23 protein-coding genes are annotated in these 25,584 nt (G+C 62.3%); 18 read left to right on the forward strand and 5 right to left on the reverse strand.

All coding sequences use genetic code 11. The annotated features are described in order from the left end of the window. Positions 1-440: 440 nt before the first annotated feature. Positions 441-1,151 carry a GntR family transcriptional regulator gene (locus QF039_RS30095; protein ID WP_134325512.1) on the reverse strand — a complete coding sequence of 237 codons (711 nt, stop codon included), beginning with the start codon at positions 1,149-1,151 and terminating at the stop codon, positions 441-443. 298 nt (positions 1,152-1,449) lie between these two features. Here QF039_RS30095 and QF039_RS30100 point away from each other — a divergent pair, with 298 nt between their 5' ends. From QF039_RS30100 to QF039_RS30150, 11 genes are all read left to right on the forward strand, one after another. Next, complete coding sequence (locus QF039_RS30100) at positions 1,450-2,343, forward strand: TauD/TfdA family dioxygenase (protein ID WP_134325513.1); 894 nt, start codon at positions 1,450-1,452, stop codon at positions 2,341-2,343. Between the two features lie 14 nt (positions 2,344-2,357). After that, positions 2,358-3,383 (forward strand): ABC transporter substrate-binding protein, encoded by a 1,026-nt coding sequence (locus QF039_RS30105; RefSeq protein WP_003218229.1) that lies wholly within the window; start codon positions 2,358-2,360, stop codon positions 3,381-3,383. 1 nt (position 3,384) lies between these two features. After that, positions 3,385-4,236 (forward strand): ABC transporter ATP-binding protein, encoded by an 852-nt coding sequence (locus QF039_RS30110; RefSeq protein ID WP_177037325.1) that lies wholly within the window; start codon positions 3,385-3,387, stop codon positions 4,234-4,236. Positions 4,237-4,248: 12 nt separating this feature from the next. Then, a complete protein-coding gene (locus QF039_RS30115; protein ID WP_003218225.1) occupies positions 4,249-5,097 on the forward strand; it encodes an ABC transporter permease in 849 nt (282 codons plus the stop codon). Between the two features lie 198 nt (positions 5,098-5,295). Beyond that, positions 5,296-6,216 carry a LysR family transcriptional regulator gene (locus tag QF039_RS30120; protein ID WP_307522157.1) on the forward strand — a complete coding sequence of 307 codons (921 nt, stop codon included), beginning with the start codon at positions 5,296-5,298 and terminating at the stop codon, positions 6,214-6,216. A gap of 229 nt (positions 6,217-6,445) precedes the next feature. Next, complete coding sequence (locus QF039_RS30125) at positions 6,446-7,981, forward strand: MFS transporter (protein ID WP_307522159.1); 1,536 nt, start codon at positions 6,446-6,448, stop codon at positions 7,979-7,981. A 26-nt stretch (positions 7,982-8,007) separates the two neighbouring features. Continuing rightward, positions 8,008-9,066: an HlyD family secretion protein gene (locus QF039_RS30130; RefSeq protein WP_177020631.1), complete on the forward strand. Its 1,059-nt coding sequence runs from the start codon at positions 8,008-8,010 to the stop codon at positions 9,064-9,066. Beyond that, positions 9,063-10,505: an efflux transporter outer membrane subunit gene (locus tag QF039_RS30135; protein ID WP_307522161.1), complete on the forward strand. Its 1,443-nt coding sequence runs from the start codon at positions 9,063-9,065 to the stop codon at positions 10,503-10,505. Before QF039_RS30130 ends, QF039_RS30135 begins: the two co-directional genes overlap by 4 nt. A gap of 73 nt (positions 10,506-10,578) precedes the next feature. Continuing rightward, positions 10,579-11,088, forward strand: coding sequence for a sigma-70 family RNA polymerase sigma factor (locus QF039_RS30140; RefSeq protein WP_008433639.1), 510 nt, complete (start codon positions 10,579-10,581; stop codon positions 11,086-11,088). After that, positions 11,085-12,041, forward strand: a complete 957-nt coding sequence (locus QF039_RS30145) for a FecR domain-containing protein (RefSeq protein ID WP_003218213.1) — start codon at positions 11,085-11,087, stop codon at positions 12,039-12,041. Before QF039_RS30140 ends, QF039_RS30145 begins: the two co-directional genes overlap by 4 nt. Before the next feature lie 94 nt (positions 12,042-12,135). Further along, positions 12,136-14,589: a TonB-dependent siderophore receptor gene (locus QF039_RS30150; protein WP_307522164.1), complete on the forward strand. Its 2,454-nt coding sequence runs from the start codon at positions 12,136-12,138 to the stop codon at positions 14,587-14,589. Positions 14,590-14,651: 62 nt separating this feature from the next. Here the strand turns inward: QF039_RS30150 and QF039_RS30155 are convergent, their stop codons facing one another. Together QF039_RS30155 and QF039_RS30160 are read right to left on the reverse strand one after the other, a co-directional pair. Continuing rightward, complete coding sequence (locus QF039_RS30155; protein ID WP_008433644.1) at positions 14,652-15,356, reverse strand: DUF3142 domain-containing protein; 705 nt, start codon at positions 15,354-15,356, stop codon at positions 14,652-14,654. Between the two features lie 3 nt (positions 15,357-15,359). Then, entirely contained in the window at positions 15,360-17,522 is a 2,163-nt protein-coding gene (locus QF039_RS30160; protein ID WP_307522166.1) for an outer membrane assembly lipoprotein YfiO, read from the reverse strand. A 222-nt stretch (positions 17,523-17,744) separates the two neighbouring features. Here QF039_RS30160 and QF039_RS30165 point away from each other — a divergent pair, with 222 nt between their 5' ends. Together QF039_RS30165 and QF039_RS30170 are read left to right on the forward strand one after the other, a co-directional pair. After that, on the forward strand, positions 17,745-19,340 hold the full coding sequence (locus tag QF039_RS30165; protein ID WP_307522168.1) for a glycosyltransferase family 39 protein: 1,596 nt from the start codon (positions 17,745-17,747) through the stop codon (positions 19,338-19,340). Between the two features lie 75 nt (positions 19,341-19,415). Next, on the forward strand, positions 19,416-19,661 hold the full coding sequence (locus QF039_RS30170) for a DUF2789 domain-containing protein (RefSeq protein WP_003218203.1): 246 nt from the start codon (positions 19,416-19,418) through the stop codon (positions 19,659-19,661). 4 nt (positions 19,662-19,665) lie between these two features. On the opposite strand, the gene QF039_RS30175 is transcribed toward QF039_RS30170, so the two are convergent. Together QF039_RS30175 and QF039_RS30180 are read right to left on the reverse strand one after the other, a co-directional pair. Further along, positions 19,666-19,959: a type II toxin-antitoxin system RelE/ParE family toxin gene (locus QF039_RS30175; RefSeq protein ID WP_134325518.1), complete on the reverse strand. Its 294-nt coding sequence runs from the start codon at positions 19,957-19,959 to the stop codon at positions 19,666-19,668. Beyond that, positions 19,956-20,234: an antitoxin of toxin-antitoxin stability system gene (locus QF039_RS30180; RefSeq protein WP_134325519.1), complete on the reverse strand. Its 279-nt coding sequence runs from the start codon at positions 20,232-20,234 to the stop codon at positions 19,956-19,958. Before QF039_RS30180 ends, QF039_RS30175 begins: the two co-directional genes overlap by 4 nt. Before the next feature lie 260 nt (positions 20,235-20,494). On the opposite strand from QF039_RS30180, the gene QF039_RS30185 reads away from it, so the two are divergent. The 5 genes from QF039_RS30185 to QF039_RS30205 are packed head-to-tail and all read left to right on the forward strand — an operon-like array spanning position 20,495 to position 25,533. Further along, positions 20,495-20,926 (forward strand): MarR family winged helix-turn-helix transcriptional regulator, encoded by a 432-nt coding sequence (locus tag QF039_RS30185; RefSeq protein WP_177009336.1) that lies wholly within the window; start codon positions 20,495-20,497, stop codon positions 20,924-20,926. Continuing rightward, positions 20,923-23,001, forward strand: coding sequence for an FUSC family protein (locus tag QF039_RS30190; protein ID WP_307522172.1), 2,079 nt, complete (start codon positions 20,923-20,925; stop codon positions 22,999-23,001). Before QF039_RS30185 ends, QF039_RS30190 begins: the two co-directional genes overlap by 4 nt. Continuing rightward, positions 22,998-23,207 (forward strand): DUF1656 domain-containing protein, encoded by a 210-nt coding sequence (locus tag QF039_RS30195; RefSeq protein WP_003218193.1) that lies wholly within the window; start codon positions 22,998-23,000, stop codon positions 23,205-23,207. Before QF039_RS30190 ends, QF039_RS30195 begins: the two co-directional genes overlap by 4 nt. Next, positions 23,204-24,094, forward strand: coding sequence for an efflux RND transporter periplasmic adaptor subunit (locus QF039_RS30200; protein ID WP_003218191.1), 891 nt, complete (start codon positions 23,204-23,206; stop codon positions 24,092-24,094). The genes QF039_RS30195 and QF039_RS30200 overlap by 4 nt, the downstream gene beginning before the upstream one ends. Beyond that, positions 24,091-25,533 carry an efflux transporter outer membrane subunit gene (locus QF039_RS30205; RefSeq protein WP_008433656.1) on the forward strand — a complete coding sequence of 481 codons (1,443 nt, stop codon included), beginning with the start codon at positions 24,091-24,093 and terminating at the stop codon, positions 25,531-25,533. The genes QF039_RS30200 and QF039_RS30205 overlap by 4 nt, the downstream gene beginning before the upstream one ends. The last annotated feature ends 51 nt before the right edge of the window (positions 25,534-25,584 follow it).

The raw sequence follows: 25,584 nt of genomic DNA on the forward strand, positions 1-25,584 counted from the left end.
TAAGTCGTTGTCTCTTCCCTGATAAAAGCGTTGTGCTTTAGCGACAAATAAACATTGGTTTTCACGGATGCGCGGTTGCCTTGATAACAGGCAGCCCCGTACGAGGCTGACACTGTTACTGGCAAGCAGCATGCTGTGACAAAATACCAAGGCTTTATTTAAAGGAACGCCACGCGCAGTGACGCACCGAGCATGGATTCACGCTGTCGATTGGGAGAATTGGAGTGTTGGTAATAATCTGATTAAGTATTCAGGTGTTTTTAGTTTTATAAGTTTTTCGAGTTGGAATAGTGCGGTAGTTGGATCGCTCTGCGGAGTGTGTGAAGTTTTCTTTGGGCTTAATGGTTTAACGGAGTAATGGTGGTGCACTGGCCTCCGTCGGCCAGCGTCACTTTGCAGCGCTTTGTGGTCGAGGGAGGCGTTTCAGTTCCACGCGGAATTTACAGCGCAGCGTTCTGTTCAGTCTCTTCAAGACTTTTGAGGTAACCCGTAATCACCTCCATGCCGCGGGTAAGGTGGTTACGCAGGGTCAGGATGCTTTCGTCGACCTTCTTTTGCGCCACGAGGTCGAGCAGTTCGCGGTGATCTTCCTGGGACGTCTTGCCCAGGCCCATGGCCTCGAGGTTGAAGCGCAGGAAACGTTCCTCTTCGTTCAAGCCGTGTTCAACCAGCTTGAGCAACCGCTGATTGCCCGCCTTGCCATATAGCGCCATGTGGAACAGGCGGTTGAGGCGGCCGATTTCGGTGTAGTCGCTTTCCCGTTCCAGCGCGTCGATAAAGGCGCCAGCCTGGGCGATGTCATCGGGCGTGAGCAGGGGAATCGACAAGCGCAGCGCTTCGGATTCCAGGAGTATGCGCAGGGCGTAGGTTTCCGCCGAGTGGTCCTCGATCAGTGGCGCCACCACCGCGCCTTTGTGGGTGACCACATGCAGCAGCGATTGGGCTTCCAGTTGACGCAATGCCTCGCGCACCGGCATCCGGCTGACCCCGAACAAGCTGGCCAGCTCCTGTTGACGCATGGCGGTGCCACAGGGCAAGCGGCCATCCAGGATGGCGTTGCGCAATGTTTCTTCAATCACGGAGCGGGCGAGATGGGCGGGGATAGGCCCGCTGATCTGGATGCTGCTCAAAGGGTTCGGCTTCTGCGTCACGACTACGCTATCCTCCTTTTCAAGGTGAGGTGGCTAATTGGATCCAATGCACACTAGAGATTGTCCACAAGCTTGTCAAACGGGCAAGGTTTCGGCTTGTAAGCGACTCAACAGCGTGTTCTTCGGGCCCACAGCTCCCATTTGTCAGGTCTTACAGGCTAAAGGTCCGTCGTGCACATTTTATTCCCGGGAGTCGGGCCAACAGCGGTATTGCTGCATATCGATATTCACTAACGGTATTTAAAATGCGGTTCTTATGACTATAAAGTCACTCTCCTGACTGCACGGGAGTGAACTCATGTCTGCCACCTCTACTGTTCCAACAGCGACCGACACCACACAAACCTTCGAGATCCGTCCATTTCCCGGCAGCGTCGGCGCCGAAATCATAGGCCTGGACCTGGCCCGCCCGGTCAGCGACCAGGACTTCGCACGCATTCACCGCGCGCATCTGGACCATCACGTCGTGGTCTTCCGCGACCAACGTATCACCCCCGAGCAACAGATCGCCTTCAGCCGCCGTTTCGGCGTGCTGCAAATCCATGTGCTCAAACAATTCCTGCTGGCCAACCACCCGGAAATCCTGATCGTCTCCAACATCATCGAAAACGGCCAATCCATCGGCCTGGGAGACGCCGGCAAGTTCTGGCACTCGGACCTCTCCTATAAGGAGCTGCCGAGCCTGGGCTCGATGCTCCATGCCCAGGAGCTGCCGTCCGAGGGTGGCGACACATTGTTCGCCGACATGCATAAAGCCTGGGACAACCTGCCCGAGCCCTTGCGCAAGGCGGTCGAAGGCCGCAGCGCCGCGCACTCCTACACCGCACGCTACAGCGAAACCAAATTCGAAGGCAATTGGCGCCCGACCCTCACGCCCGAGCAACTCGCTCAAGTGGCGGAAGTGGTACACCCGATTGTGCGCACCCACCCGGAAAACGGCCGCAAGGCGCTGTTCGTCAGCGAGGGCTTCACCACCCGTATCGTCGGCCTGCCTGAGGATGAAAGCCGCGACCTGCTGGCCCAGCTGTACGCCCACAGCGTGCTGCCGGAAAACATCTACCGCCATCAGTGGCAGCCCCACGACATGGTGTTCTGGGACAACCGCTCGCTGATCCACCTGGCGGCCGGCTGCCCCAGCCACCTGCGGCGCAAGCTGTACCGCACCACCATCCAGGGCGACGCGCCTTTCTGACCCGGAGCACGACCATGTCCAAGAAAACCCCATTTGCGCGCCTGGCCGCGACGGTTGGCCTGGGCGTCAGCCTGCTGGCCGGCAGTCTTGTGGCGCCTGCCGCCGCCCAGGCCGAAGGCGAAATTCGCATCGCCGAGCAGTTTGGCATCGTCTACCTGTTGCTCAACGTGGTGCGCGACCAGAACCTGATCGAAAAATACGGCAAGCAGGAAGGCATCGACATCAAGGTCGACTGGACACAATTGTCCGGCGGCGCAGCCGTCAATGATGCGCTGCTCTCCGGTTCCATCGACATCGCCGGGGCCGGCGTTGGCCCGCTGCTGACTATCTGGGACCGCACCCACGGCAAGCAGAACGTGAAAGCCGTTGCCTCCCTGGGCAACTTCCCCTACTACCTGGTGAGCAACAATCCCAAGGTCAAGACCATTGCCGACTTCACCGAAAAAGACCGCATTGCCGTACCGGCAGTGGGCGTTTCCGTGCAGTCGCGTTTCCTGCAATACGCCGCTGCCAAGCAGTGGGGTGACAAGGAGTTCAATCGACTCGACAAGTACACCGTCGCCGTCCCGCACCCGGATGCCACGGCTGCGCTGATTGCCGGTGGCACCGAGCTGACCGGGCACTTCTCCAACCCGCCGTTCCAGGAGCAGGCCCTGACCAACCCGAACGTGCATGTGGTGCTCAACTCCTATGACATCCTCGGGCCTAACTCGCCGACCGTGCTGTTCGCCACCGAGAAATTCCGCAACGACAACCCGAAAACCTACAAGGCGTTCGTCGAGGCACTGACCGAAGCGGCGCAGTTCGCCCAGAACGACAAAGGCGCCGCCGCCGATACCTACATCCGCGTGACCAAGGCCAAGATCGACCGCGCCGAGCTGCTGAAAATCATCGAAAACCCGCAGTTCGAATTCAGCGTCACACCGAAAAACACCTACCCGCTGGCGGAATTCCTCTACCGCGTCGGCGCGATCAAAAACAAACCCGAATCGTGGAAGGATTACTTCTTCCAGGATGCCAAGCCGCTGCAAGGGAGCTGACATGAACGCGCCCTTGCAAGGCCACACGGCCAGCAACCCGACCACCACCGAAGCACTGCTTTCGGTGGATAAAGTCAGCCTTGAATACCGCACGCCCGAACGGGTGGTGCGGGCCACCCACCAGGTCAGTTTCGAGATCGACCCGGCGGACCGCTTTGTCCTGTTGGGGCCTTCGGGCTGCGGCAAATCCACACTGTTGAAATCCATCGCCGGCTTTATCAAGCCGTGTGAGGGCGAGATCCGTCTGCTCGGGCAAAAAGTCGAGCAGCCAGGGCCGGACCGTATCGTGGTGTTCCAGGAGTTCGACCAACTGCCGCCGTGGAAAACCGTCAAGCAGAACGTCATGTTCCCGCTGCTGGCGTCCAAAACCCTCAAGCGTCGCGAGGCCGAAGAGCGGGCGCTGTACTACCTGGAAAAGGTCGGCCTTACGGCCTTTGCCGATGCCTATCCGCACACCCTGTCCGGCGGCATGAAGGCCCGCGTGGCAATCGCCCGGGCGTTGGCCATGCAGCCGAAAATCCTGCTGATGGATGAACCCTTCGCCGCCCTCGACGCCCTGACCCGGCGCAAGATGCAGGAAGAACTATTGCTGCTCTGGGAAGAGGTGCGTTTCACCCTGCTGTTCGTCACCCACTCCATCGAGGAAGCGCTGGTGGTGGGCAACCGCATCCTGTTGCTGTCGCCGCACCCGGGGCGGGTGCGGGCGGAAATCCACAGCCATCAATACGACCTGCACAGCCTCGGCGGTGTGGAGTTCCAGGCTTCGGCGCGGCGCATTCATCGGCTGTTGTTTGATGAAGCGCCCGAGGTGGAAACCGAACTGGGTTTCGCCGATATCCGCATCGCTTATTGAAGGGTTTGCACCATGCGCCAGGAATATGAAATCACTCTCGAACCGTTGCCCGGTGTTCGCGTAGAGCGCGAGTTGCCGTGGCGCCAGCGCCTGTGGCAACAAGGCTGGCTGCGTAAAAGCCTGATCCTGATCGTGCTTGCGATCCTCTGGGAAGCGGCTGCCCGTTATCAGAACAATGACCTGCTGCTGCCGAGCTTCCTGCAGACACTGAGCGCGTTCTACGACGGCATGGCCAGTGGCGAGTTGTTGAGCAAGGTCAGTATCTCGCTGGTGGTGCTGATCAAGGGTTACCTGATCGGCATTGTGCTGGCGTTTGCCCTGACCACGCTTGCGGTGTCGACCCAACTGGGGCGTGACCTGCTGAGCACCCTGACCTCGATGTTCAACCCGTTGCCGGCGATTGCCCTGCTGCCGCTGGCGCTGTTGTGGTTTGGCCTGGGGCAGAACAGCCTGATCTTCGTGCTGGTGCATTCAGTGTTGTGGGCGCTGGCGCTCAACACCTATTCAGGGTTCCTCGGCGTCTCCGAAACCCTGCGCATGGCCGGTCGAAATTATGGCCTCAAGGGTATGCGCTTCGTGTTGTTCATCCTGATCCCGGCTGCGCTGCCGTCGATTCTCGCCGGGCTGAAAATCGGTTGGGCGTTCGCCTGGCGCACGCTGATCGCTGCCGAATTGGTGTTCGGTGCTACCAGCGGCAAAGGCGGTTTGGGTTGGTACATCTTCCAGAACCGCAACGAGCTGTACACCGACAAAGTGTTTGCCGGCCTGGCGGTGGTGATCCTGATCGGGCTGCTGGTGGAGAACCTGGTGTTCGACACCCTGGAGCGGGTCACCGTGAAGCGCTGGGGCATGCAACGCTGATTGAAACACCAACCCTGTGGCGAGGGAGCTTGCTCCCGCTGGGCCGCGAAGCGGCCCCAATAACATCACCGCGTTCTTTCAGAAAAGTCTCGATTGCAAATTTTGGGGCTGCTTCGCAGCCCAGCGGGAGCAAGCTCCCTCGCCACAGTCTGCTACGATTGCGCCAAGTTCACTCCCAACCCATCACGAGTGCTTGGCATGCAATTACCGGACATGAACCTGCTGGTCGCCCTCGACGCCTTGCTCGACGAGGGCAGTGTGGTAGGCGCCGCGCGGCGGATGAACCTGAGCCCGGCCGCCATGAGTCGCACCCTCACGCGCATCCGCGAGGCAGTGGGCGATCCGATCCTGGTGCGTGCCGGTCGCGGCCTGGTACCGACGCCGAAGGCCCTGGAGCTACAAGGCCAGGTACGCAGCGTGGTGGAGCAGGCGGCGCTGCTGTTCCGCTCGGCGGACGAAGTGGACCTGCGCACCCTGCGCCGACGCTTCAGCGTGCGGGCCAATGACTTTTTTGTCGGTGTGTATGGCGGTCGGCTGTTCGACACCATGGAACGCATGGCGCCGCTGTGCGAACTGCGCTTCGTGCCGGAAGGCGACACCGATGACGAGGCCCTGCGTGAAGGCCGCCTCGACCTGCGGGTGGGCAACACCATGCCGATCACCCCGGAAGTGAAGGTGCAGAACCTGTTCACCACCACCTTCGTCGGCCTGGCACGGGAAGGGCACCCGTTGTTCGATGGAGAAATCACCGCCGAACGGTTTGCCAGCTATTCGCATATCAGCATCTCCCGCCGCGGCATTGCCCGGGGGCCGATCGACACCGCCCTGAATGCCCAGGGCCTGGAACGCCGAGTCGCGATGATCGCCCCGGGGTTTCACGGCGCGATGTTCATGCTGCCGGACTCCGACCTGATCCTGCCGGTGCCCAAGGAAGCGCTCTACAGCGCCAATCGCCTGAAGCTGCCGTTGCGCGCCTTCACCCTGCCAATTTCCCTGCCGACCCTGGTGCTGACCCAAGCCTGGCACCCGCGTTTCGACAAGGACCCGGCCCATAGATGGCTGCGCGAGACCATGCGTGAATGCTGCGAGGCGACGTGGCAGGAAGCGCAGCCCACGTGAGTCGCAAGTGAGCCCGGTCAATGTGGGAGCTGGCTTGCCTGCGATGCGGGCGACCCGGTTTTTCAGGCATAGCGAGGTGATGCCATCGCGGGCAAGCCCGGCTCCCACAGAGATCGCCTGCATCTTGATCATTGCGTCTGGTGCACTTATAAGCTTCCTATAAGTCACTTTTTGTCATGTCTAAGCCTTATTAAACTGCTCGGGTATTTCCTATTCCGAGTTGTAGTTCATGACGTCCCTCGCTGCTCCCGCACCCCTGGCCGCAGCCAAACCGACCGCCATTACCCCGCCCGTTTTCGGCCCGCGCATCATCATCGGCCTGGTGGGCGTATTGCTTGCGGTACTGGTGTCCGGCCTCAACGAGATGGTGACCAAAGTCGCTCTCGCCGATATTCGTGGTGCGATGTACATCGGCTTCGACGAAGGTACCTGGCTGGTGGCTGCCTACACCGCCACCTCTGTCTCGGCGATGGCCTTTGCACCCTGGTGTTCGGTGACGTTCTCTCTGCGCCGTTTCACTCTCTGCGCCATCGGCCTGTTCACCGTGCTTGGCGTGCTGTGCCCGTTCGCACCGAACTACGAAAGCCTGCTGATCCTGCGCACCGTGCAAGGCCTGGCCGGTGGCGCCTTGCCGCCGATGCTGATGACCGTGGCCCTGCGGTTCCTGCCGGCCAACGTCAAGCTGTACGGCCTGGCCGGCTATGCCCTCACGGCCACTTTCGGCCCTAGCCTCGGCACACCGCTGGCGGCCATGTGGACCGAATACGTCAGCTGGCAATGGGCGTTCTGGCAGATTGTCGGGCCGTGCCTGCTGGCCATGGCGGCCGTGGCCTACGGCTTGCCCCAGGACCCGCTGCGCCTGGAGCGCTTCAAGCAGTTCAACTGGCGCGGCTTGCTGTTGGGGTTCCCGGCGATCTGCATGCTGGTGATCGGCCTGTTGCAGGGCAATCGGCTGGACTGGTTCGAGTCGCCGCTGATTACCTCATTGTTGATCGGCGGCCTGGTGTTGCTGGTGCTGTTCATGATCAACGAGTGGTCGCACCCGATGCCGTTTTTCAAGTTGCAGATGCTTGGGCTACGCAACCTGTCGTTCGCGCTGATTGTGCTCGCCGGGGTGCTGATCGTGCTGCTGGCGGTGACCATCATTCCGTCCAGCTACCTGGCCCAGGTCCAAGGCTACCGCCCGCTGCAAACTGCACCGGTGATGCTGATCATGGCGCTGCCGCAGTTGATCGCGCTGCCGTTGGTGGCGGCGTTGTGCAACTTGCGCTGGGTCGATTGCCGCTGGGTATTGGGCATTGGCTTGAGCATGTTGATCCTGTCCTGCGTGGGCGGGGCGCAACTCACGTCGGCATGGATTCGCGATGATTTCTACGTGCTGCAACTGCTGCAAATCTTCGGGCAACCGATGGCGGTGTTGCCGCTGCTGATGCTTTCCACCGGCAGCATCACGCCCCAGGACGGGCCTTTCGCCTCGGCGTGGTTCAACACCGTCAAAGGCCTGGCTGCCGTGGTCGCCACCGGCGTGCTCGATGCCCTGACCACACACCGCCTGCATTTCCACTCGACCATGCTGGTGGACAGCCTGGGCAACTCGCCCCTGGCCGACAGCGATGCCGCCGGCCTTGCCCATCGGCTGCACGAGCAGGCCGTGGTGCTCACCTCTTCGGATCTCTACTACGTCATGGCCGGTGTCGCGGCGGCGTTGATCCTGCTGATTTTCTGGATGCCGACGCGGATTTATCCGCCCCGCGCGCCGACTTGATTGCTCACTGAGCCAAAGGGATTGTTATGAAAAGCAAAGACAAAATCGCTGTAACCGTCATCACCGTGTTTGCCGTCGGTGTGCTGGTTTACCTGCTGGCGCCGGGTGTGTTCGGCAGCAAACGCCAGAGCACCAACGACGCCTTCGTTGCCGCTGACTACACCCTGGTGGCGCCGCGTGTGGCCGGCTTCATCAAGGAAGTGCTGGTGGAAGACAACCAGCGGGTCAAGGCCGGGCAGTTGCTGGCGCTGATTGATGACCGTGACTTCCGCGCCGCTGCCCAGGCGGCCGATGCCGATACGCTGGTGGCCCAGGCGCAGCTGAAAAATGCCACGGCAACCCTGGAGCGCCAAAGCTCGGTGATCGCCCAGGCCCAGGCGACTGTGGCGGCGGATCGCGCCGAAGTGGCGTTTGCCGAACACGAACTGAACCGCTACAACCACCTCGCGGGTGTAGGCGCCGGCACCGTACAGAACGCCCAGCAAGCCAAGACGCGTATTGACCAGGCCACCGCGCGCCTGGCGAATGCCACGGCGGTGCTGGCCGCTGAACGCAAGCAGGTGGAAATCCTCAGCGCCCAGCGTGATGCGGCAGAGGGCGGCCTGAAACGTGCCCAGGCCGCACTGGAAATGGCCAGCTATCAGCTGTCGTACACCCGCATCGTCGCGCCGGTGGACGGCATGGTCGGCGAGCGCGCGGTGCGGGTCGGCGCCTATGTGACGCCGGGCAGCAAGATCCTCGCCGTGGTACCGCTGGCCGAGGCCTACGTGGTGGCCAATTTCCAGGAGACCCAGTTATCCCACATGCACGCTGGCCAAACGGTGGACGTGAAGGTCGACAGCCTCGACGGCGAAGTGCTCAAGGGCCACCTCGAAAGCCTGGCGCCAGCTACCGGCGTGACATTTGCCTCGGTCAAACCCGACAACGCCACCGGCAACTTCACCAAGGTGGTGCAGCGTATTCCGGTAAAAATCATCCTGGAGCCCGGCCAGGCGTTGACCGAGCGCCTGCGGGTCGGCATGTCGGTGGAAGCCAGCGTCGACACCCACGCCGCCGCCCAGCAACGTGAGGTGGCGCAGCAATGAGACGCCTTGCCTGGTTAACCTTGAGCCTGCTCACCCTGAGTGCCTGCACCGTCGGCCCGGACTTCCAGCGCCCGCAGAATCCCGTCGGCCAATGGACCGAGCCCCATGGCCGACAAGCCGCCAGCCACGCGGTCAACGACCCGCTGGAAGAGCGCTGGTGGGAAGTGTTCCACGACGCGCAGCTCACCGCGCTCACCCGTCGCGCGCTGACCGATAACCTTGACCTGAAACTCGCCAGCAGCCGCCTGCAACAAAGCCGCGCGGCGCGCCAGGTGATCACCGCCGAGCGCTACCCGACCGTCAACGCCACCGGCGATTACCTGCGTCAGCGCAACAGCGCCGATGGCTTGAGCGATGCCTCGGGCAAGAACGGCCGCTCGGCGTTCAACCAGTGGGACATGGGTTTCTCCGCCGCCTGGGAACTGGACTTCTGGGGCCGGGTAAAACGCGAAACCGAAGCCGCCGACGCCACTCTGCAAGTCGCCGAAAACGACCGCCGTGCGGTGCTGTTGTCGGTGCTGGCGGAAACCGCCCAGGACTACATCCAGCTGCGCGGCGTGCAAAACACCCGCGCCGTCACCGAGCAAAACCTCGAGGTGGCGCGCCACAGCCTGAAGCTCTCGCAACTGCGCCTGGCCGACGGTGTCGCCACTGACCTGGACGTAGCCGAAGCCGCTGCTCAAGTGGCCGCCATCGAGGCGCGCCTGCCGGATTTGCAGCAACGCCAGGACCAGTTGATCAACGCCCTGAGCCTGCTGATGGGCGAGCCGCCACAAGCCTTGTACGCCGAACTGTCCAAGGACGCTGCGGTGCCGCAAACCCAACGCCAGGTCGCCATCGGCCTGCCGTCGCAACTGGCCGAGCGCCGCCCGGATATCCGCCAGGCCGAAGCTCGCTTGCATGCGGCCACCGCCTCCATTGGTGTGGCCAAGGGCGACTTCTACCCGCGCATCACCCTGTCTGGCAGCGTGGGCTCCCAGGCGTTGCAGCTGGCGGATTTCGGCTCGTGGAGTTCGCGTGCATTCGCCTTCGGCCCGCAACTGAGCTTGCCGATTTTCAACGGTGGCCGGTTGCAAGGCATGCTCGATCTGCGCGAAGCCCAGCAACAGGAAGCGGCCCTGGCCTACCAGCAGACCGTGCTGCGGGCCTGGCATGAAATCGATGATCAACTGACCCGCTACAACGCCAGCCAACTGCGGCGCGACAGCCTTGCCGAAGCCGTGCGGCAGAACCAGATCGCCCTTGCCACGGCGCAGCATCAATACGTCGAAGGCGTGGTGGATTTCGTCAACGTACTGACCGTGCAAAGTGCGTTGCTGGCGACCCAGGAGCAGTGGGTGGAAAGCTCCACCGGCGTGTCCCTGGCCATGGTCGGGTTGTACAAGGCATTGGGTGGGGGCTGGGAATCGGTGTACCCGTTGCAGACCGCCGGACGCTGAATGACAAAGAACTTTGCCAGCCGTGCAACAAGGTGTAATGATAATTGCTCTCAATAACGTATCCGAGCTTTTCATGGACACCGCGACTGACGGCCGGCAACAGCTTCATCTCCTGTATCGCGACCATCATGGCTGGCTGCAAGGCTGGCTGCGCAAACGCCTGGGGGATCGCGAACACGCCGCCGATGTGGCGCAGGACACCTTCCTGCGCTTACTGGTATCGGGGCGCTTTCCCGGTGACAAGGAAAGCCGCAGCTACCTGACGCAGATCGCCCGCAACCTGGTGATTGATCAATGGCGACGCCTGCGCATCGAGCGTGCCTACCTGGAAAGCATTGCCCACCTGCCGGAGCCCGAATCCCCGTCCCTGGAAACCCGCGCACTGATCCTCGAAACCCTGATGCAGATCGACGCCATGCTCGACCGCATGCCCGACAACGTGCGCCGCGCATTTCTGTTGTCGCAGTTCGAAGGGCTGAGCTACGCACAGATTGCCGAGCGCCTGGAGGTGACCGTCAGCTCGGTGCAGAAGTACATGACCCGGGCGATTCTCGCCTGCTACCAGGTCGTCTACGAAGAATGAGAACCCGGCACGAAGCGCCGATTGCCCCGGCCATTGTCGAGCAGGCCAGCGAGTGGTTGATGCTGCAATGGGGCGGCGAGATGGACGGCGATCAGCGCCAGGCCTTCGCGCGCTGGCAGGAGGCCGATCCGGAACACCGGCGCGCCTGGAAGCGCTTGCAGCAGTTACAGCAAACCCTCGGCGGTGTGCCTGTCGACAGTGCCCGTGCGGTGTTACGCGATACACCGGACACCCAACGCCGCGCCGCATTGAAACTGCTCGGGCTGTTGCTGGTGGCCGGTGGCAGCGGCTATCTGGTGCAAAGCAGCCAGCCCTGGCAGGCGGCGTTTGCCGAATACCGCACCGCCACCGGCGAGATTCGCCACCTGACCTTGAGCGATGGCACGCGCCTGGACCTCAACAGCAACAGCGCGGTCGACTTGCGCTTCAGCGCCAGTGAGCGGCGTATCCGCCTGATACGCGGCGAGATCCTGCTGACCAGCGGCCACGATCCGTCCCGGCCATTGATCGTCGAAACCCCGGCCGGAGATGTGCAGGCCTTGGGCACCCGGTTTGCCGTGCGTGAAGTGGACGATGGCAGCCGCGTCGACCTGTATGAAGGACGTGTGCAGGTACGTCCGGTGCGCGGTGCGGCGGTGCAGATGAATGCCGGGGACAGCCTGTGGTTCAGCGCCAGCCGGACTTCGACGCGGGTGCCGGTGGATGCCAATGCCAGCAGTTGGACCGAGAACCGCTTGATCGCCGAGCGCCAGCCGCTGGGGCAGTTCGTTGCCGAGTTGAGCCGTTATCGCCCGGGGCTGTTGCGCTGCGATGCGGCAGTGGCCGGCTTACTGTTGACCGGCGTGTTTCCGCTGAATGACACCGACGCAATTCTCCACGCGCTTGAGCGTTCGTTGCCGGTACAGGTACAGGCGGTGACGCGCTATTGGGTCACGATCAAGGCGCGGGGCTAAAAAAATTTTTTGCCTGCGGCTTGTCGGTTTTCCAACCCCGTCCGGGATACCTCTTGAAAGCCAATCAAGAAGCGTTCTCACGGGGAGCCCTGCAATGTCGCACCACCCAATCCAACCCCTGGCCCGCGCCCTGCGCCGTGGCCTGTTTGTCAGTCTGCTGGCGACGGCGCCTGTGGTGCCGAGCGTGGTCCAGGCTCAGGAGAGCGCTGAAGCCCTGCGCCAATACAACATTCCCGCAGGCAACCTCGACCAGGCCTTGAACCAGTTCGCCAGCGCCTCGGGAATCCTGTTGTCGGTGGACGCCTCGCTGACCCAAGGCAAGCGCAGCGCCGGCTTGCAGGGCCGCTACGCCACCGGGCCAGGGTTGGAGCGTTTGTTGGCCGGCAGCGGATTGGTCGCGGTGCAATCCCAGGGCGGCTGGTCATTGCAGGCCCTGCCCGCGAGCGGCGCGCTGCAACTCGGTGCGACGCAGATCAGTGGTCAACAGGATCAGGAAACGGCCTGGGGCCCGGTCGACGGCATCGTTGCCAAGCGCAGCGCCACCGGCAGCAAGACCGATTCGGCGCTGGTGGAAATCCCCCAGACCATCAACGTCATCACCGCCGCCGAGATCAAGGCGCGGGGCGCGCAAAGCGTCACCCAGGCGTTGCTCTATACACCGGGCATGACGGCCGGCGGTTTTTCCGATCGGGTCAAACTGTTTGATGAGCCTACTTCCCGTGGCTTTACGCCGACGCCGCTGTACCTCGACGGTTTGCACTTGCCCTACGGCGGCGGCAGCACCGGCGGTGCTTTGCAGATCGAGCCCTATTCCCTGGAGCGCATCGAAGTGCTCAAGGGGCCGGCCTCGGTCTTGTACGGGCAGAACCAACCGGGTGGCATCGTCAACATGGTCAGTAAGCGCCCCAGCGAAACCCCGGTGCATCAAGTGGTGCTGGAGGCCGGCACCTACGAGCACAAAAGCGCCGCCATCGACCTCGGAGGACCGCTGGATGAGCAGGGCGAGTTTCTTTATCGCCTCACCGGCCTGGCCAAGGACGAACAGGGCGAGATCAACTACGTCGAGAACAAACGCCAGTTCATCGCTCCCAGCCTGACCTGGCAGCCCAACGACGACACGCGCCTGACCGTGTTCGCCCAGTACCAGAAAGACAAAGGCGTGCCCGAGGCCCAGGGGTTGCCCGCGTCCGGGACGATCTGGGACAACCCCAACGGCAAGATCAAGCGTGATGTGTTCATCGGTGAGCCAGGCGTCAACCAGTACAACCGCGAGCAGTACGTGTTGGGCTATGAGGTGTCCCATCGCCTGAACGACACCTGGACCCTCAAGCAAAACGCTCGCTACGCCGAAGTGGACGACCGCTACACCGCACCGTTGCACGGCTACAGATTTGTGCCCAACCCGGTAACCGGCGTGCAAGACCAACGCTATCTGCAACGCTTCGGTGTGGACTGGTCGCAGCACAACAAAGTATTCGGTGTGGATAGCATCGCCCAGGCGGAGTTCGACACCGGCGCCCTGTCCCACACGTTGATCGTTGGCCTGGATTACTACCACTTCAACTCGCAATTCCACGGCCTGTACGATCGTAATCCGCCGGTGATCGACCTGTTCAAGCCGGTCTATGGCCAGCGGCTGAATTTCGGCCAGCCTTATCGCTGGGACCGCACCGTGACCCAGACCGGCTTGTACGTGCAGGACCAGATCAAATTGGACAAGTGGGCGCTGGTCCTTGGCGGGCGCTACGACTGGGCCAACGTGGTCAACAAGGAACCACTGGCCGACACCCGCACCAGCAGCAAAGACCAGGCGTTCACCGGCCGGGCCGGTCTGGTGTACCTGTTCGATAATGGCCTGGCGCCGTTTGTCAGCTACTCCGAATCCTTCCTGCCGCTGTCGGGCACCGATATCAGCGGCAAACCATTTGACCCCTCTACCGGCAACCAGTACGAAGTCGGCCTGAAATACCAGCCGCCGGGCCAGAAGAGTTTTGTGCAGGTTTCGGTCTATCAACTGGATCAGAAAAACGTGCTGACCACCAACCCGGTAGACACCACCTTCAGCACCCAGAGCGGTGCCATGCGCTCACGTGGCGTGGAGCTGGAAGCCAAGGCGTCCCTCAGCGATGCCTGGGACGTGGTCGCGTCAGCGGCGCGCAATGACATCAAGTACACCAAGGACAACGACGGCCGCCAAGGCCGACACCCGGCAGGCATCTCACCGCTTACCGCTTCGGTGTGGGTCAATTACACCGTCCTTGGCGACACACCCCTGGCCGGTGTCGGCGCAGGCTTGGGCGCGCGTTACGTTCGCAGCAGCTTTGGTGATTACTACGCAGGGGCGTTCAGCATTCCGTCCTATACCGTCTACGACGCCAGCCTGAGCTACGACCTGGGCCGCTCGGCGTTCAAGCTCAAAGGCGTGAAGCTGGCAATGAACGTGCAGAACCTCACCAACAAGACCTACGTGTCGCAATGCACCAGTGACCTGGATTGTTACTACGGGGAAGGGCGCACGGTGGTGTCGAGCTTGACTTATGACTGGTAGATACCGGTCATTCGCGGGCGTTTTGTAGCCCTGAGTGCCCACAGTCCAAGGACCGTGGGCACTCAGGGATTCTGCAAAAACACCACATACCCGCGAAACCACTCACTCCCCTTCAAATACCCCGGCTCCTCCCATGCCCCACCCTGAATCAACCCAATCTTGAACGGCACCCCCAACCGGTTCATGCGTGGCAGATACGCCGCGTAGTCCGGGATGCTGTGGCGGCCCTGGTAGGTCTGCACCACCACTTCATCAATCACGCCCTTGAGTTGGGCGATGGCGGCCGGGTCGGCATTGCTGCTCCAGTCCATCAGCCCGGTGATGCTCAGGCGTAGGTCCTTGGGCAAGCGTTGGCGCAAGTCACGCAGGAAGTCCGCGTATTCGTCGAGGTATTGCGTGCGCGCATCGAAGTCGATCTGGATGCCCACCACCGGGTTGCCCGCATCCCGCCAGCGTTGCACCTGGCCGAGCATCTGGCTGTACACCGACTCGGGCCAGTGCAGGGTGTGGGCGCGGTACACCACCCAGATTTCACCCTGGGTGATGCGCGGCACACTCATGCCCTGGGCGATGAATTGCACGCCACGCCGGGGCGCGCGGCGGGTCGAGTTGATCTGGCCCTGGAGGATGTACAGGGTTTTCGCCTGCTTGAGCACCGGCTGCGGCGCGACGCCGCTCCACAGCCAGAACGCGTCATGGTCGCGGGCGTCCACCGCGCCGAAGGCCGGGCTTGCCAGCAGGAGCAGGGCCAGCCAGAAGCGCTTCACGGCTTACCAGTAGTACTGCAGCGACTTGCCCCACTGGGTGTCGGCGAACCCGGTTTTCAACTGGCGGAACCAGCCTTTGCGCACGTTCTTGTCGACGTCTTCGCCACCGCAACTGTTGTAGCCCGAAGGTCCGTAGCAGTTGATGGCACGAAACAGCGCGTAGGCCTTGTCGTTTCGCGGTGCCTTGGGATTGCCGATCACCCGCTTGTAGCCCTCCAGTCGCGAGAAGGTTTCACCCTTGAAGGGCGAGGCAGTGCTGCCCAGGCTGCCGGCGGAGCGCGCTTGTTCCAGGGGCATGCCGTCCAGGCCGTTACGCAGGACGAATTCCCCCAGGCAGTTCAGGCCCTGCGGGTTTTTCGGATCGGCCTGCAAGGTACTGGCGATTTGCGCGATGCTCGGGCAGGTGTAGCCGGACTCGGCCTTGTCACCGTTCCACTGGAACAGTCTCAACGACTGGCCGCCGCTGTAGACGTAGCCCAGGCTGGTGCCGAGCTTGTCATCGGCAACCGAGGCGGGCAGTTGCTTGAGGTCCTCGGCAAAGGTCTCGAACTGGCCGCGCAGCAGGTCTTTATAGAGCAGCGTGAATTGTGCGGTCTGGCGCTCTACCGGGTCTTCGGCATGGGCAAGCTGCTGGCGCAGCAGGTCGGGACCGGCGACGTTGCGCAGCAGGATATAGCGCACCTGTTTGGCGCTGATCGGTGAGTCGGCAGCGAATACCTTGGCCAACTGGCCGCTGCGTTCGTAGTTCATCGCCAAGGCCAGCTCCAGCTGGTCACGTTGCAACGGTTGCCTGGCCAGCGGCAGCAGTTGCAGCCACAGCGCTTCGGCGGCTTTCCAGTCTTCCTTGGCTTCCAGCGCGAGGCCACGCAGGGTCTGTTGGCTGAAAGCGAAGTAGTCGAGATTCGACGGCACGTCTTGCGGCAGCAGCTTCAAGGCACGGTCGGGCTGATGCTCGACGTTCAGGGCAAACGCCGCCTGCACGTAGGCATACAGCGCGGGCTCCTGCGCGAACACTGCTTTTTGTGCATCGAGCGCTTCACGCGTGAGCTTCGGCGGCTCACCGGCACGCATCCACATCAGGTCGTTGAGGGCCAGGATCAGCGGGTTGCCCACAGGTGCCGTGGTGCTGGTCAGCAGCTTGGTGTCGGCTTCCTGCACCAGTTCATCCAGCGACACGTTGCGCTGGGCATCGGTGGCCTGGGTCAGTTGCCAGGCAAAGTCGTCCGCCAGTTTGTCGGGGTTGGGCGCCAGCCAGTGCACCCGGCGCAACAGGCCACGGGCGGAGGCGGCGTATTCGCCCTGTGGATAAGTTTTCAGGTAGTCGTCGAAAGCGCTTTCGGCCCGTTGCAGGGCAGACTTATCCACATGCTCAAGCGACGGTGTGCCGTATTCATCGAAGGCATTTTGCTGGGCGTCGTTCAGCGCGGTGCGGGCGGTCATGTACAGCGCTGTTTCCTTCAGCCAGGGCAGCGAGCTGCTCGTCAGCCCGGCAAAACCTTTTTGCGCATCGCTGAAGCGTCCGCTGTAAAAGTCCCCGGCGGCTTTCAGGTAGGTGAGCAATGCCTGGCCGTCTGCCGATTTGATTTGGTCGGCCTCGCCTGCCGCTACGCCGTCCGAGGAACAACTGCCGAGCATCTGCAGCCGCAGCTTGGCCAGTAACTGGCGCTCGGCCTGCGGTACATCGGCCTTCACCACCTGGCTGATAAACGCGGCGGCACTGTCATCGGCGTTGCTGCGGCAGCGGCTGCCTTCGCCGGAAAGGAAGGCTTCACCGGCGGTCTTGGCGTCGTCGCGCGTGATGCCCAGCGGGCTGAGCAGTGCATCCAGTTCGGCGGTGCGCGAGTCGTCGGGTTTGTTGACGGGCTCATCCGCAGCCGGCATAAGCCGATACACCGGAAAGGGCACCGGGCCAAATCCTTCGGACACGTCCTGCTCGCCCAAGGCATTCGGCGCCAGCGGCATGACGTTTTTGTCCGCCAGCAACAGCCGCAGGTTGACCCGGCTGTCATTGCCGGGGCTCAGGAAGGGCAGGTTGCTGCACACGTCCAGGCTGTTGCGCGACACCCGCCAATCCGGGTAGCAAGAGTCATCGCCGCTGGCGTGGGCCTGGAGGGGAAGGGTGGCGAGCAATGCCAGTGCCAGGGGTGACAGAAGACCGATGCGCATGAAATGTCCTTGATCCTGAATCCATGGAAGGCAGCAATCATAGCGTGATCCGATGAAAGCGTCGGAGACGTCCTGCGCAAAATTCAGATTTGTCCGATTGGCGGATGGTTGGTCGAATCCATGCAAAACAGCGGGCGAATCAAGGCCTTTTGACCTAGAGTGGCGGGTGTTCGCGCAAGCGCAGGTTCAGTAGTGGGTGAGGAAGTAGAGGTGCGACGCTCTGTGGCGGAACAAGACAACAAGGCCGGGGCATTGCCCTTGCTCAATCCTGGCCTTTGGGAACATGCCGGCTGGCTGGCTCGGTTGTGGTGGGTACCGCTGGTGGCGTTGGCCATGGCCGTGCGTTTCTATGGCCTGACCGCCTCCGCCATCTGGGGCGATGAAGGTTCAAGCCTGCTGCTCGCCGAGTATTCCCTGGAAGACCTGTGGTTTCACGCCGCACATGACGTTCATCCGCCGCTGTATTTCTGCATGCTGCGCGGCTGGATCGAGGTGTTCGGCGACAGCATTTTCTCCCTGCGCAGCATGAGTGCGATCCCCGGTGTGGTCGCAGTCGGCCTGGGAATCTGGCTGACAAGGCTGGTCGCGACCCGTCGCGCGGCGGTGCTGGCCGGGATTCTGTTGGCGTTGCTGCCCACGGCAGTGCGCTACAGCCAGGAAGTGCGGATGTATTCGCTGCTGGGCGTGTGGCTGCTGGCCGCCACCCTGGCCCTGGTGTATTGGGTCCGCCAGCCTGAGCGCAAGCGCTATCTGGTGGCCTATGCGCTGTTGATGACGGCAGCCTTCTACAGCCACTATTTCACCGCGTTGTGCGTACTGGTGCATTGGTCATGGCTGCTGTTGCTGCGCCAGCCACGGGCCGGCGGCCTGCGCCTGGTCACGCGCGCGGGCTGGTGGTTGGCCAACATTGCCATTGTGTTGCTGTACTTGCCCTGGCTCCCGAATCTGCTGGGCCTGGTGCAGCACACCGAAGAACTCAAGGTGGGCGGTGATATTGGCTGGGAAGACCCGGTCAACCTGTATTCCGTGCCGTCGATGGTGTGGCAGTTCCTCATTCAGGACCCGGGCGACCACTTGTGGCGACCGCTCTTTGTGGTGTTTCCGTTATTGCTGATGGCGCTGGTCGGTGTGACTGCCTGGCGCGATCAAAGCCGCTACCGCTTCGGTTGGCTGCTGGGGCTTTTTTTCATGCTGCCGGTGCTGCTGGTCTATGGGGTTTCGTTTATTTCCCCGGTGTTTATCGAGCGTTATCTCACCGCCTACGCGATGAGTTTGCCGATCATCGTGGCGTTGGCCGTCGACCGTCTGTCGCCGCGCGTGCCGCTCGCAGCGGCGGCAGTCTTCGTGTTGTTTGTCGGGGTCGAGCTGGTGGGCGTGAAGACCAACTCTACCGTCGATGAGCATGATCAGTTCAACGTGGTGGTGGAGTTCGTCAATCGCAACTACCAGGAAGATGACCGCATCGTCATCAGCGACATGCTGTGGTACCTGCCCTACGTCTATTACGACGAGACCGACGCCCAGTTGCAGCTTTTCACTCCGCCCACCGCCGCCGGCAAGTCCACCCGGCCTAATGCCTATGGTTTTGGCACCCTGGTGGACCAGGATGGCGGGCGCATCTACCTTGATCGCTTGTCGGCGTTACCCGCCGAGATCCAGCGTGTATGGCTGATCAGCGCCGCGGAGCCGCCGGATGAGTTTGCCCCGTTGCCGGCCGGATGGCGTCAGCTCAGCCAGCAGGACGGCGGCGGCGCGCGGGCCCGGCTGTTCGTGCTGTGTAACGCGCCAGCGGGCGTGCACCGTGAGGGCTGCGATTAATCCGCGCAACACCTGAGAGGTTTATGTTCGCCTGGGGGGCTAGACTCAGGTGAACCTACTCTCCAGGAACGCCTCATGGAATCCCCAGTCCACAACTTGCCATCGTTGTTCAAACAGCTCGGTTTGCCCGATGACCCGGTCAGTATCGAGCGGTTCATCGCGGTCCACTCCCCACTCAAGCCCGAATTGCATCTGGCGGAAGCGTTTTTCTGGACGCCGGCCCAGCGGGCGTTTTTGCGTGAAGAGATTCTGGAGGACGCGGATTGGGCGGAGGTGGTGGATGAGTTGAATTTGCGGTTGAGAGAGGGGCGAGGAGTCTAGGCCGTCAAGAGGCGGTTGCTTTCTCTGGTGGCCATTGGCGAGCGGTGTGCGCAAGCGCCACGATCCCTACTACGTCGGGCTCAAGTTGGTAAGCAAGGCGGTAGCTTGGATGAGGAATGACTTCGCGTGTGCCTGTGATCCTGCCGAGTGGGCCGATTTCTGGGTGTTTTGCCAGCCCCAGCACTGCACTGCTGAAGCGTCGATCCATATCGGCTGCGGCTTGTGGGTTTTTCTCAAATAAAAAGTCCCAGATATCCCTACGGTCCTGCGCCGCTTCCGGCGTCCAGGCAACCCTCATTCCTGATTATCTACGTGAGCACGTTTCGCAGAAAACTCAGCTTCCAAATCCTCATTGGAAATCTCTCTGCCTGCCTGTATCGAGGCGCGAGAGGCGTCTATTTTACGCTGCAAGAACGCGTCGTACTCCCGTGATTCCTGCTGGGCCTGGACAAACTGACGCATCATATCTCGCACGATTTGCGATGCAGGACGGTGGGTAGCCTCGCACTCGGCCATGAATTGGTCGCGTAGTTCCGACTCAAGCTTCAAGGTGAAAACGGCTAGTTTTGACATAAGTGAATGCTCTAGATTGGTATGTACGAAGTGTATACAACGTGCATACCTGACGACGCATGTGAGCTGAGTGAGGCGACTGACGGTTGCTGACGGCGAAACACCTTTCCCCAAACCAGCTTTACTTAGCCCACGGGCCATCCTCCCATCCGCAAATTTGTATCAAAACTTGACTGCATTGGATCCATCGACCATATTGATAGTTAGCAAACTAACTGTATGCGAATAATCCAGTGTCCCAGACCCTCGAACAACTCCAGATGAACATCAGCAGCAGCATGGTGGTAGGTGCCAGGACCTGGCGCAAAATCTGCCAGACCACGCTCGTCAGCTATGGCATCTCCGAAGCCTGCGCCGTGCCGCTGCTGATGATCGGCCGCCTCGGCGACGGTGTGCACCAGGTGAAGGTAGCCCAGGCCGCCGGGATGGAAAGCCCGTCCCTGGTGCGCCTGTTGGATCAGCTGTGCAGTTCCGGCTATGTGTGCCGCACCGAAGACATCCACGACCGCCGCGCCAAGGCCTTGAGCCTCACCGAGCGTGGCCGCGAGCTGGTGCAGGCAGTGGAACAGCAACTGGTGCGCCTGCGTCGCGAGGTGCTGGCGACAATCGACCCCGATGACCTGGAAGCTGCTTTGCGTGTACTGCGGGCCTTCGAAGGTGCCAATCAACATCCCATGGTTGTGAGTTCTTGAACGGATTTTTTACCGGCATGCCGCCGGCCAGGGATTGGTTCTACGGCGTAAGGACATTCGCCGCTTCAATGATCGCGTTGTACATCGCCATGCTGATGCAAATGCCGCGTCCGTATTGGGCGATGGCCACGGTGTATATCGTTTCCAGCCCGTTTGTCGGCCCTACCAGTTCCAAGGCGCTGTACCGGGCGGTCGGTACCTTCATGGGCGCCGCCGCTGCGGTGTTTTTTGTGCCGATGTTTGTGCAGACGCCTTACGTGTTAGTGGTGGTGATCGCGCTGTGGACCGGGATTCTGCTGTTCCTGTCCCTGCACCTGCGCACCGCCAACAGCTATGCGCTGATGCTGGCCGGCTACACCTTGCCGCTGATCGCCCTGCCGGTGGTGGATAACCCGCTGGCGGTGTGGGATGTGGCCGAAGCGCGGACTGAAGAAATCTTCCTTGGCATTGCCGTGGCGGCCGTGGTCGGTGCGATGTTCTGGCCGCGACGCCTGGCGCCGGTGTTCGATGACTCGGTGAGCAAGTGGTTTGCCGACGCCCAGGTCTACAGCCAGCGCTTCCTCAGCCGCAACGTGCAACCCGAGGAAATCAGCACCCTGCGCGGCGGCATGGTCGCTACCTTCAACACCCTGGAATTGATGATCGGCCAACTGCCCCACGAGGGCTCCCGGCCGCAAACGGTGCGCAATACAAAGGAGCTGCGCGGGCGGATGATCCACCTGCTGCCGGTGATCGACGCACTGGACGACGCTGTGTACGCGCTGGAACACCGCGCGCCGGAATTGCTCGAGCGCTTCACGCCGCTGCTGACCGCCGCCAACGAGTGGCTGGCCAGCACGCAAAAGGATGCGTCCCTCGAACGCTGGCGTGTCCTGCGTGACCAGATCGAAGCCCTGCAACCCGATGCCGACGCCCTGGATGACCGCCATCAGTTGCTGTTCTCCAACGCCCTGTATCGCCTGGGCGAGTGGGTGGATCTGTGGCAAGACTGCCGCAGCCTGCAAGCCGCCATCCAGTGCGAAAGCCAGGACAGCTGGCGCGCAGTTTACCGCCACTGGCGCCTGGGCCGGCTGACGCCATTCCTCGACCGTGGCCTGATGTTCTACTCGGCGTTTTCCACCGTCACCGCGATCATCGTCGCCTCGGTGTTGTGGATCCTGCTGGGCTGGACCGACGGGGGCAGCGCGGTGATCCTCGCGGCGGTGGCCTGCAGCTTCTTCGCCTCGATGGACGACCCGGCGCCGCAGATCTACCGGTTCTTTTTCTGGACCGCGATGTCGGTGCTGTTCGCCAGCCTCTACCTGTTTCTGGTGCTGCCCAACCTGCACGATTTCCCGATGCTGGTGCTGGCGTTTTCGGTGCCCTTTATCTGCATCGGTACACTGACGGTACAGCCGCGTTTCTACCTCGGCATGCTGCTGACGCTGGTCAATACCTCGTCGTTCATCAGCATCCAGGGTGCCTACGACGCGGACTTCCTGGCCTTTGCCAACTCCAACCTGGCGGGCCCGGTGGGCCTGTTGTTCGCCTTTGTCTGGACCCTGATTGCCCGGCCGTTCGGCGCTGAGCTTGCGGCCAAGCGCCTGACCCGTTTCAGCTGGCGCGACATCGTCACCCTGACCGAGCCTGCGACCCTGGCCGAACACCGCAAGATGGGCGTGCAAATGCTCGACCGCCTGATGCAACACCTGCCGCGCCTGGCCATGACCGGCCAGGACACCGGCATCGCCCTGCGGGAAGTGCGGGTGGCGCTGAACCTGCTGGACCTGCTGGCGTACTCGCCGCGCATCCTCGGGGTGCCGCGGGTGTTGTTGAACCAGGTGGTGGAAGGCGTCGGCGGTTACTTCAAGGCCTGCCTCAAGGCCGGTGAACGTCTGCCGGCCCCCAGCGGTCTGCTGATGACCCTCGACCGTACCCGCCGCGCCCTCAACGGCCAGGGCCTGCAAGGCGAGGACGAAACCCGCCTGCATTTGTTGCACGCCCTCAGCGGCTTGCGCCTGGCGCTGTTGCCCGGCGTGGAATTTCTTGGCGGCACAGAGATGGAAGCGCCGTTACCCGATGGAGCGCCTTTATGATCGGTGATCTGGATATCAGCGGGGTGTTCCTGCCCACGTTGCTGGTGCTGATGGGCATTACGTATGTGTTGTACCTGGTGGTGCACGGGCTGTTGACCCGCGTCCACTTCTATCGCCTGGTCTGGCACCGGGCATTGTTCAATGTGGGTCTCTACGCTCTGTTGCTGGGCGCAGTGGATTCACTCAGTCGATACCTCATGACATGAAAAAACCTTTTTTGACCATTGGCCGTGTAGTCCTGACGTTACTGGTGGTGACCTTCGCCTGCGTCGTGGTGTGGCGCATGGTGATGTACTACATGTTCGCGCCGTGGACCCGTGACGGCCACATCCGTGCCGACATCGTGCAGATCGCCCCGGACGTGTCCGGGCTGATCCAGCAAGTGGACGTGCGCGATAACCAGTTGGTGGTGCGCGGCCAGGTGCTGTTCTCCGTCGACCAGGACCGCTTCAAGCTGGCCCTGCGCCAGGCCCAGGCCGCCGTGGCCGACCGTCAGGAAACCCTGGCCCAGGCCGTGCGCGAGAACAAGCGTAACCGTGGCCTCGGCAACCTGGTGGCCAGCGAGCAACTGGAAGAAAGCCAGTCCCGCGTCGCCCGTGCCCAATCGGCCCTGGCCGAGTCGCAAGTGGCGGTGGATGCCGCGCAGCTCAACCTGGACCGCTCGGTGATCCGCAGCCCCGTGGACGGCTACATCAACGACCGTGCGCCGCGTAACCAGGAGTTCGTGACCGCCGGGCGCCCGGTGTTGTCGGTGGTGGACAGCAACTCGTTCCACATCGACGGCTATTTTGAAGAGACCAAGCTCGACGGCATTCACGTCGGCCAGAGTGTCGATATCCGCGTGATCGGCGACAACGCTCGCCTGCGCGGGCATGTGCAGAGCATCGTCGCCGGTATCGAAGACCGTGACCGCACCAGCGGCTCCAACCTGCTGCCCAACGTCAACCCGGCGTTCAGCTGGGTGCGCCTGGCCCAGCGGATTCCGGTGCGCATTGCGTTTGACGATGTGCCGGCAGACTTCCGCATGATTGCCGGGCGCACCGCCACCGTGTCGATCATCGACGACCAACCCAAGTCGGAGAACAAGCCATGAAACGGCTTTTAGCAACCGCCGGGCTGGGGTTGTTGCTGTCGGCCTGCCAGGTGGTGGGGCCCGATTACAAACTGCCGGACAAGGCGGCCGTGAACCGTGGTGACCTTCAGGGCCAGTTGGCCGGGGAGGGCAGCAATGTGGTGTCGGCGCCGGTACCGGCGGACTGGTGGAAGCTCTACCAGGACCCGCGCCTGGATAAGCTGGTGGAGCAGGCCATGGCCTCCAACACCGACCTGCGGGTGGCTGCGGCCAACTTGCAGCGCTCGCGCTATCAGGTGCAGCAAGCCGAATCGGCCGGCGGCTGGAGTGCCGGCGCCAAGGCCGAAGCCCAGCGCCTGCAAGAATCGGGTGAGGCCTATTTGCTGACGGAAAAAGTCCCGGTGGCGAATATCGGCAGCGCCAGTATCAGCACCTCCTATCAATTCGATTTGTTCGGCACCTTGCAGCGCGGCATTGAAAGCTCCCAGGCCACTGCCGATGCGGCCCAGGCGGCGTCCGATATCGCCCGTATCACGCTGGTGGCGGACGTGGTGCGCTCCTACACCCAGGTGTGTGCGGCCAACGAAGAGCTGGCGATCGCCAACGAGTCCCTCGACCTGCAAGCCCAAAGCACGCACCTGACCCAGCGCCTGCGGGATGCCGGGCGCGGTGATGAAACCCAGGTCACCCGTTCGCAAACCCAATACAAATCCTTGCGCGCCGAAATGCCGCGCTATGAAGCACTGCGCCAGGCCGGGCTGTTCCGCCTGTCGATGTTGCTGGCCAGGCCGCTGGATCAACTGCCGGCCGGCACTGCCCAATGCGCCGAGCTGCCGCACATCGCGCAGTTGTTGCCGGTGGGCGATGGCGCCACGCTGCTCAAGCGCCGCCCTGACGTGCGCCAGGCCGAACGCCAACTGGCGGCGGCCACCGCGCGCATCGGTGTGGCCACCGGCGCGCTGTACCCGGACATCAGCATCGGCGCCACCGTGGGTACCGTCGGCATCCTGGATGACCTCGGCACCCCGGCCACCAACCGTTGGGGCTTTGGCCCGCTGATCAGCTGGACGCTGCCGACCAACGGCGCCCGCGCCCGCATCCACGAAGCCGAAGCCGCGACCCAGGGCGCCCTGGCGCACTTCGACGGGGTGGTGCTCAACGCTATCCGTGAAACCCAGACCGGCCTGGCGCAATACACCGCGCAACTGCAACGCCGCGATGCCCTGGCGGATGCCGGCGCGTCGGCCAAAGAGGCGGCGGAGCAGACGCACCGGTTCTTCCAGGCCGGCCGCGCGTCGTTCCTGGCTGACCTGCAAGCCACTCGCACCTACACCGACGTGCGGGCGCAATTGGCGGCGGCGAACACCCAGGTTGCCATGAGCCAGATCGATTTGTTCCTGGCCCTGGGCGGTGGCTGGGAAAGTGGACGAACGCAAGCCACACAAGCCAGCAAACCCTGAGCTGATTGCTATGCTTTGACAGGCGGACTTACGTGATGGTCCGCTGGTCAC

Source organism: Pseudomonas sp. W2I6 (assembly GCF_030815935.1).
GTDB lineage: Bacteria > Pseudomonadota > Gammaproteobacteria > Pseudomonadales > Pseudomonadaceae > Aquipseudomonas.

What these genes read in the sequence shown, in the direction of transcription:
- QF039_RS30125 (WP_307522159.1), top strand. Translation starts at nt 6,446, where the DNA reads ATGACGTCCCTCGCTGCTCCCGCACCCCTGGCCGCAGCCAAACCGACC.
- QF039_RS30205 (WP_008433656.1), top strand. Translation starts at nt 24,091, where the DNA reads ATGAAACGGCTTTTAGCAACCGCCGGGCTGGGGTTGTTGCTGTCGGCC.
- QF039_RS30185 (WP_177009336.1), top strand. Translation starts at nt 20,495, where the DNA reads ATGAACATCAGCAGCAGCATGGTGGTAGGTGCCAGGACCTGGCGCAAA.
- QF039_RS30195 (WP_003218193.1), top strand. Translation starts at nt 22,998, where the DNA reads ATGATCGGTGATCTGGATATCAGCGGGGTGTTCCTGCCCACGTTGCTG.
- QF039_RS30200 (WP_003218191.1), top strand. Translation starts at nt 23,204, where the DNA reads ATGAAAAAACCTTTTTTGACCATTGGCCGTGTAGTCCTGACGTTACTG.
- QF039_RS30135 (WP_307522161.1), top strand. Translation starts at nt 9,063, where the DNA reads ATGAGACGCCTTGCCTGGTTAACCTTGAGCCTGCTCACCCTGAGTGCC.
- QF039_RS30180 (WP_134325519.1), bottom strand. Translation starts at nt 20,234, where the DNA reads ATGTCAAAACTAGCCGTTTTCACCTTGAAGCTTGAGTCGGAACTACGC.
- QF039_RS30120 (WP_307522157.1), top strand. Translation starts at nt 5,296, where the DNA reads ATGCAATTACCGGACATGAACCTGCTGGTCGCCCTCGACGCCTTGCTC.
- QF039_RS30130 (WP_177020631.1), top strand. Translation starts at nt 8,008, where the DNA reads ATGAAAAGCAAAGACAAAATCGCTGTAACCGTCATCACCGTGTTTGCC.
- QF039_RS30170 (WP_003218203.1), top strand. Translation starts at nt 19,416, where the DNA reads ATGGAATCCCCAGTCCACAACTTGCCATCGTTGTTCAAACAGCTCGGT.
- QF039_RS30140 (WP_008433639.1), top strand. Translation starts at nt 10,579, where the DNA reads ATGGACACCGCGACTGACGGCCGGCAACAGCTTCATCTCCTGTATCGC.
- QF039_RS30100 (WP_134325513.1), top strand. Translation starts at nt 1,450, where the DNA reads ATGTCTGCCACCTCTACTGTTCCAACAGCGACCGACACCACACAAACC.
- QF039_RS30160 (WP_307522166.1), bottom strand. Translation starts at nt 17,522, where the DNA reads ATGCGCATCGGTCTTCTGTCACCCCTGGCACTGGCATTGCTCGCCACC.
- QF039_RS30115 (WP_003218225.1), top strand. Translation starts at nt 4,249, where the DNA reads ATGCGCCAGGAATATGAAATCACTCTCGAACCGTTGCCCGGTGTTCGC.
- QF039_RS30110 (WP_177037325.1), top strand. Translation starts at nt 3,385, where the DNA reads ATGAACGCGCCCTTGCAAGGCCACACGGCCAGCAACCCGACCACCACC.
- QF039_RS30145 (WP_003218213.1), top strand. Translation starts at nt 11,085, where the DNA reads ATGAGAACCCGGCACGAAGCGCCGATTGCCCCGGCCATTGTCGAGCAG.
- QF039_RS30150 (WP_307522164.1), top strand. Translation starts at nt 12,136, where the DNA reads ATGTCGCACCACCCAATCCAACCCCTGGCCCGCGCCCTGCGCCGTGGC.
- QF039_RS30175 (WP_134325518.1), bottom strand. Translation starts at nt 19,959, where the DNA reads ATGAGGGTTGCCTGGACGCCGGAAGCGGCGCAGGACCGTAGGGATATC.
- QF039_RS30105 (WP_003218229.1), top strand. Translation starts at nt 2,358, where the DNA reads ATGTCCAAGAAAACCCCATTTGCGCGCCTGGCCGCGACGGTTGGCCTG.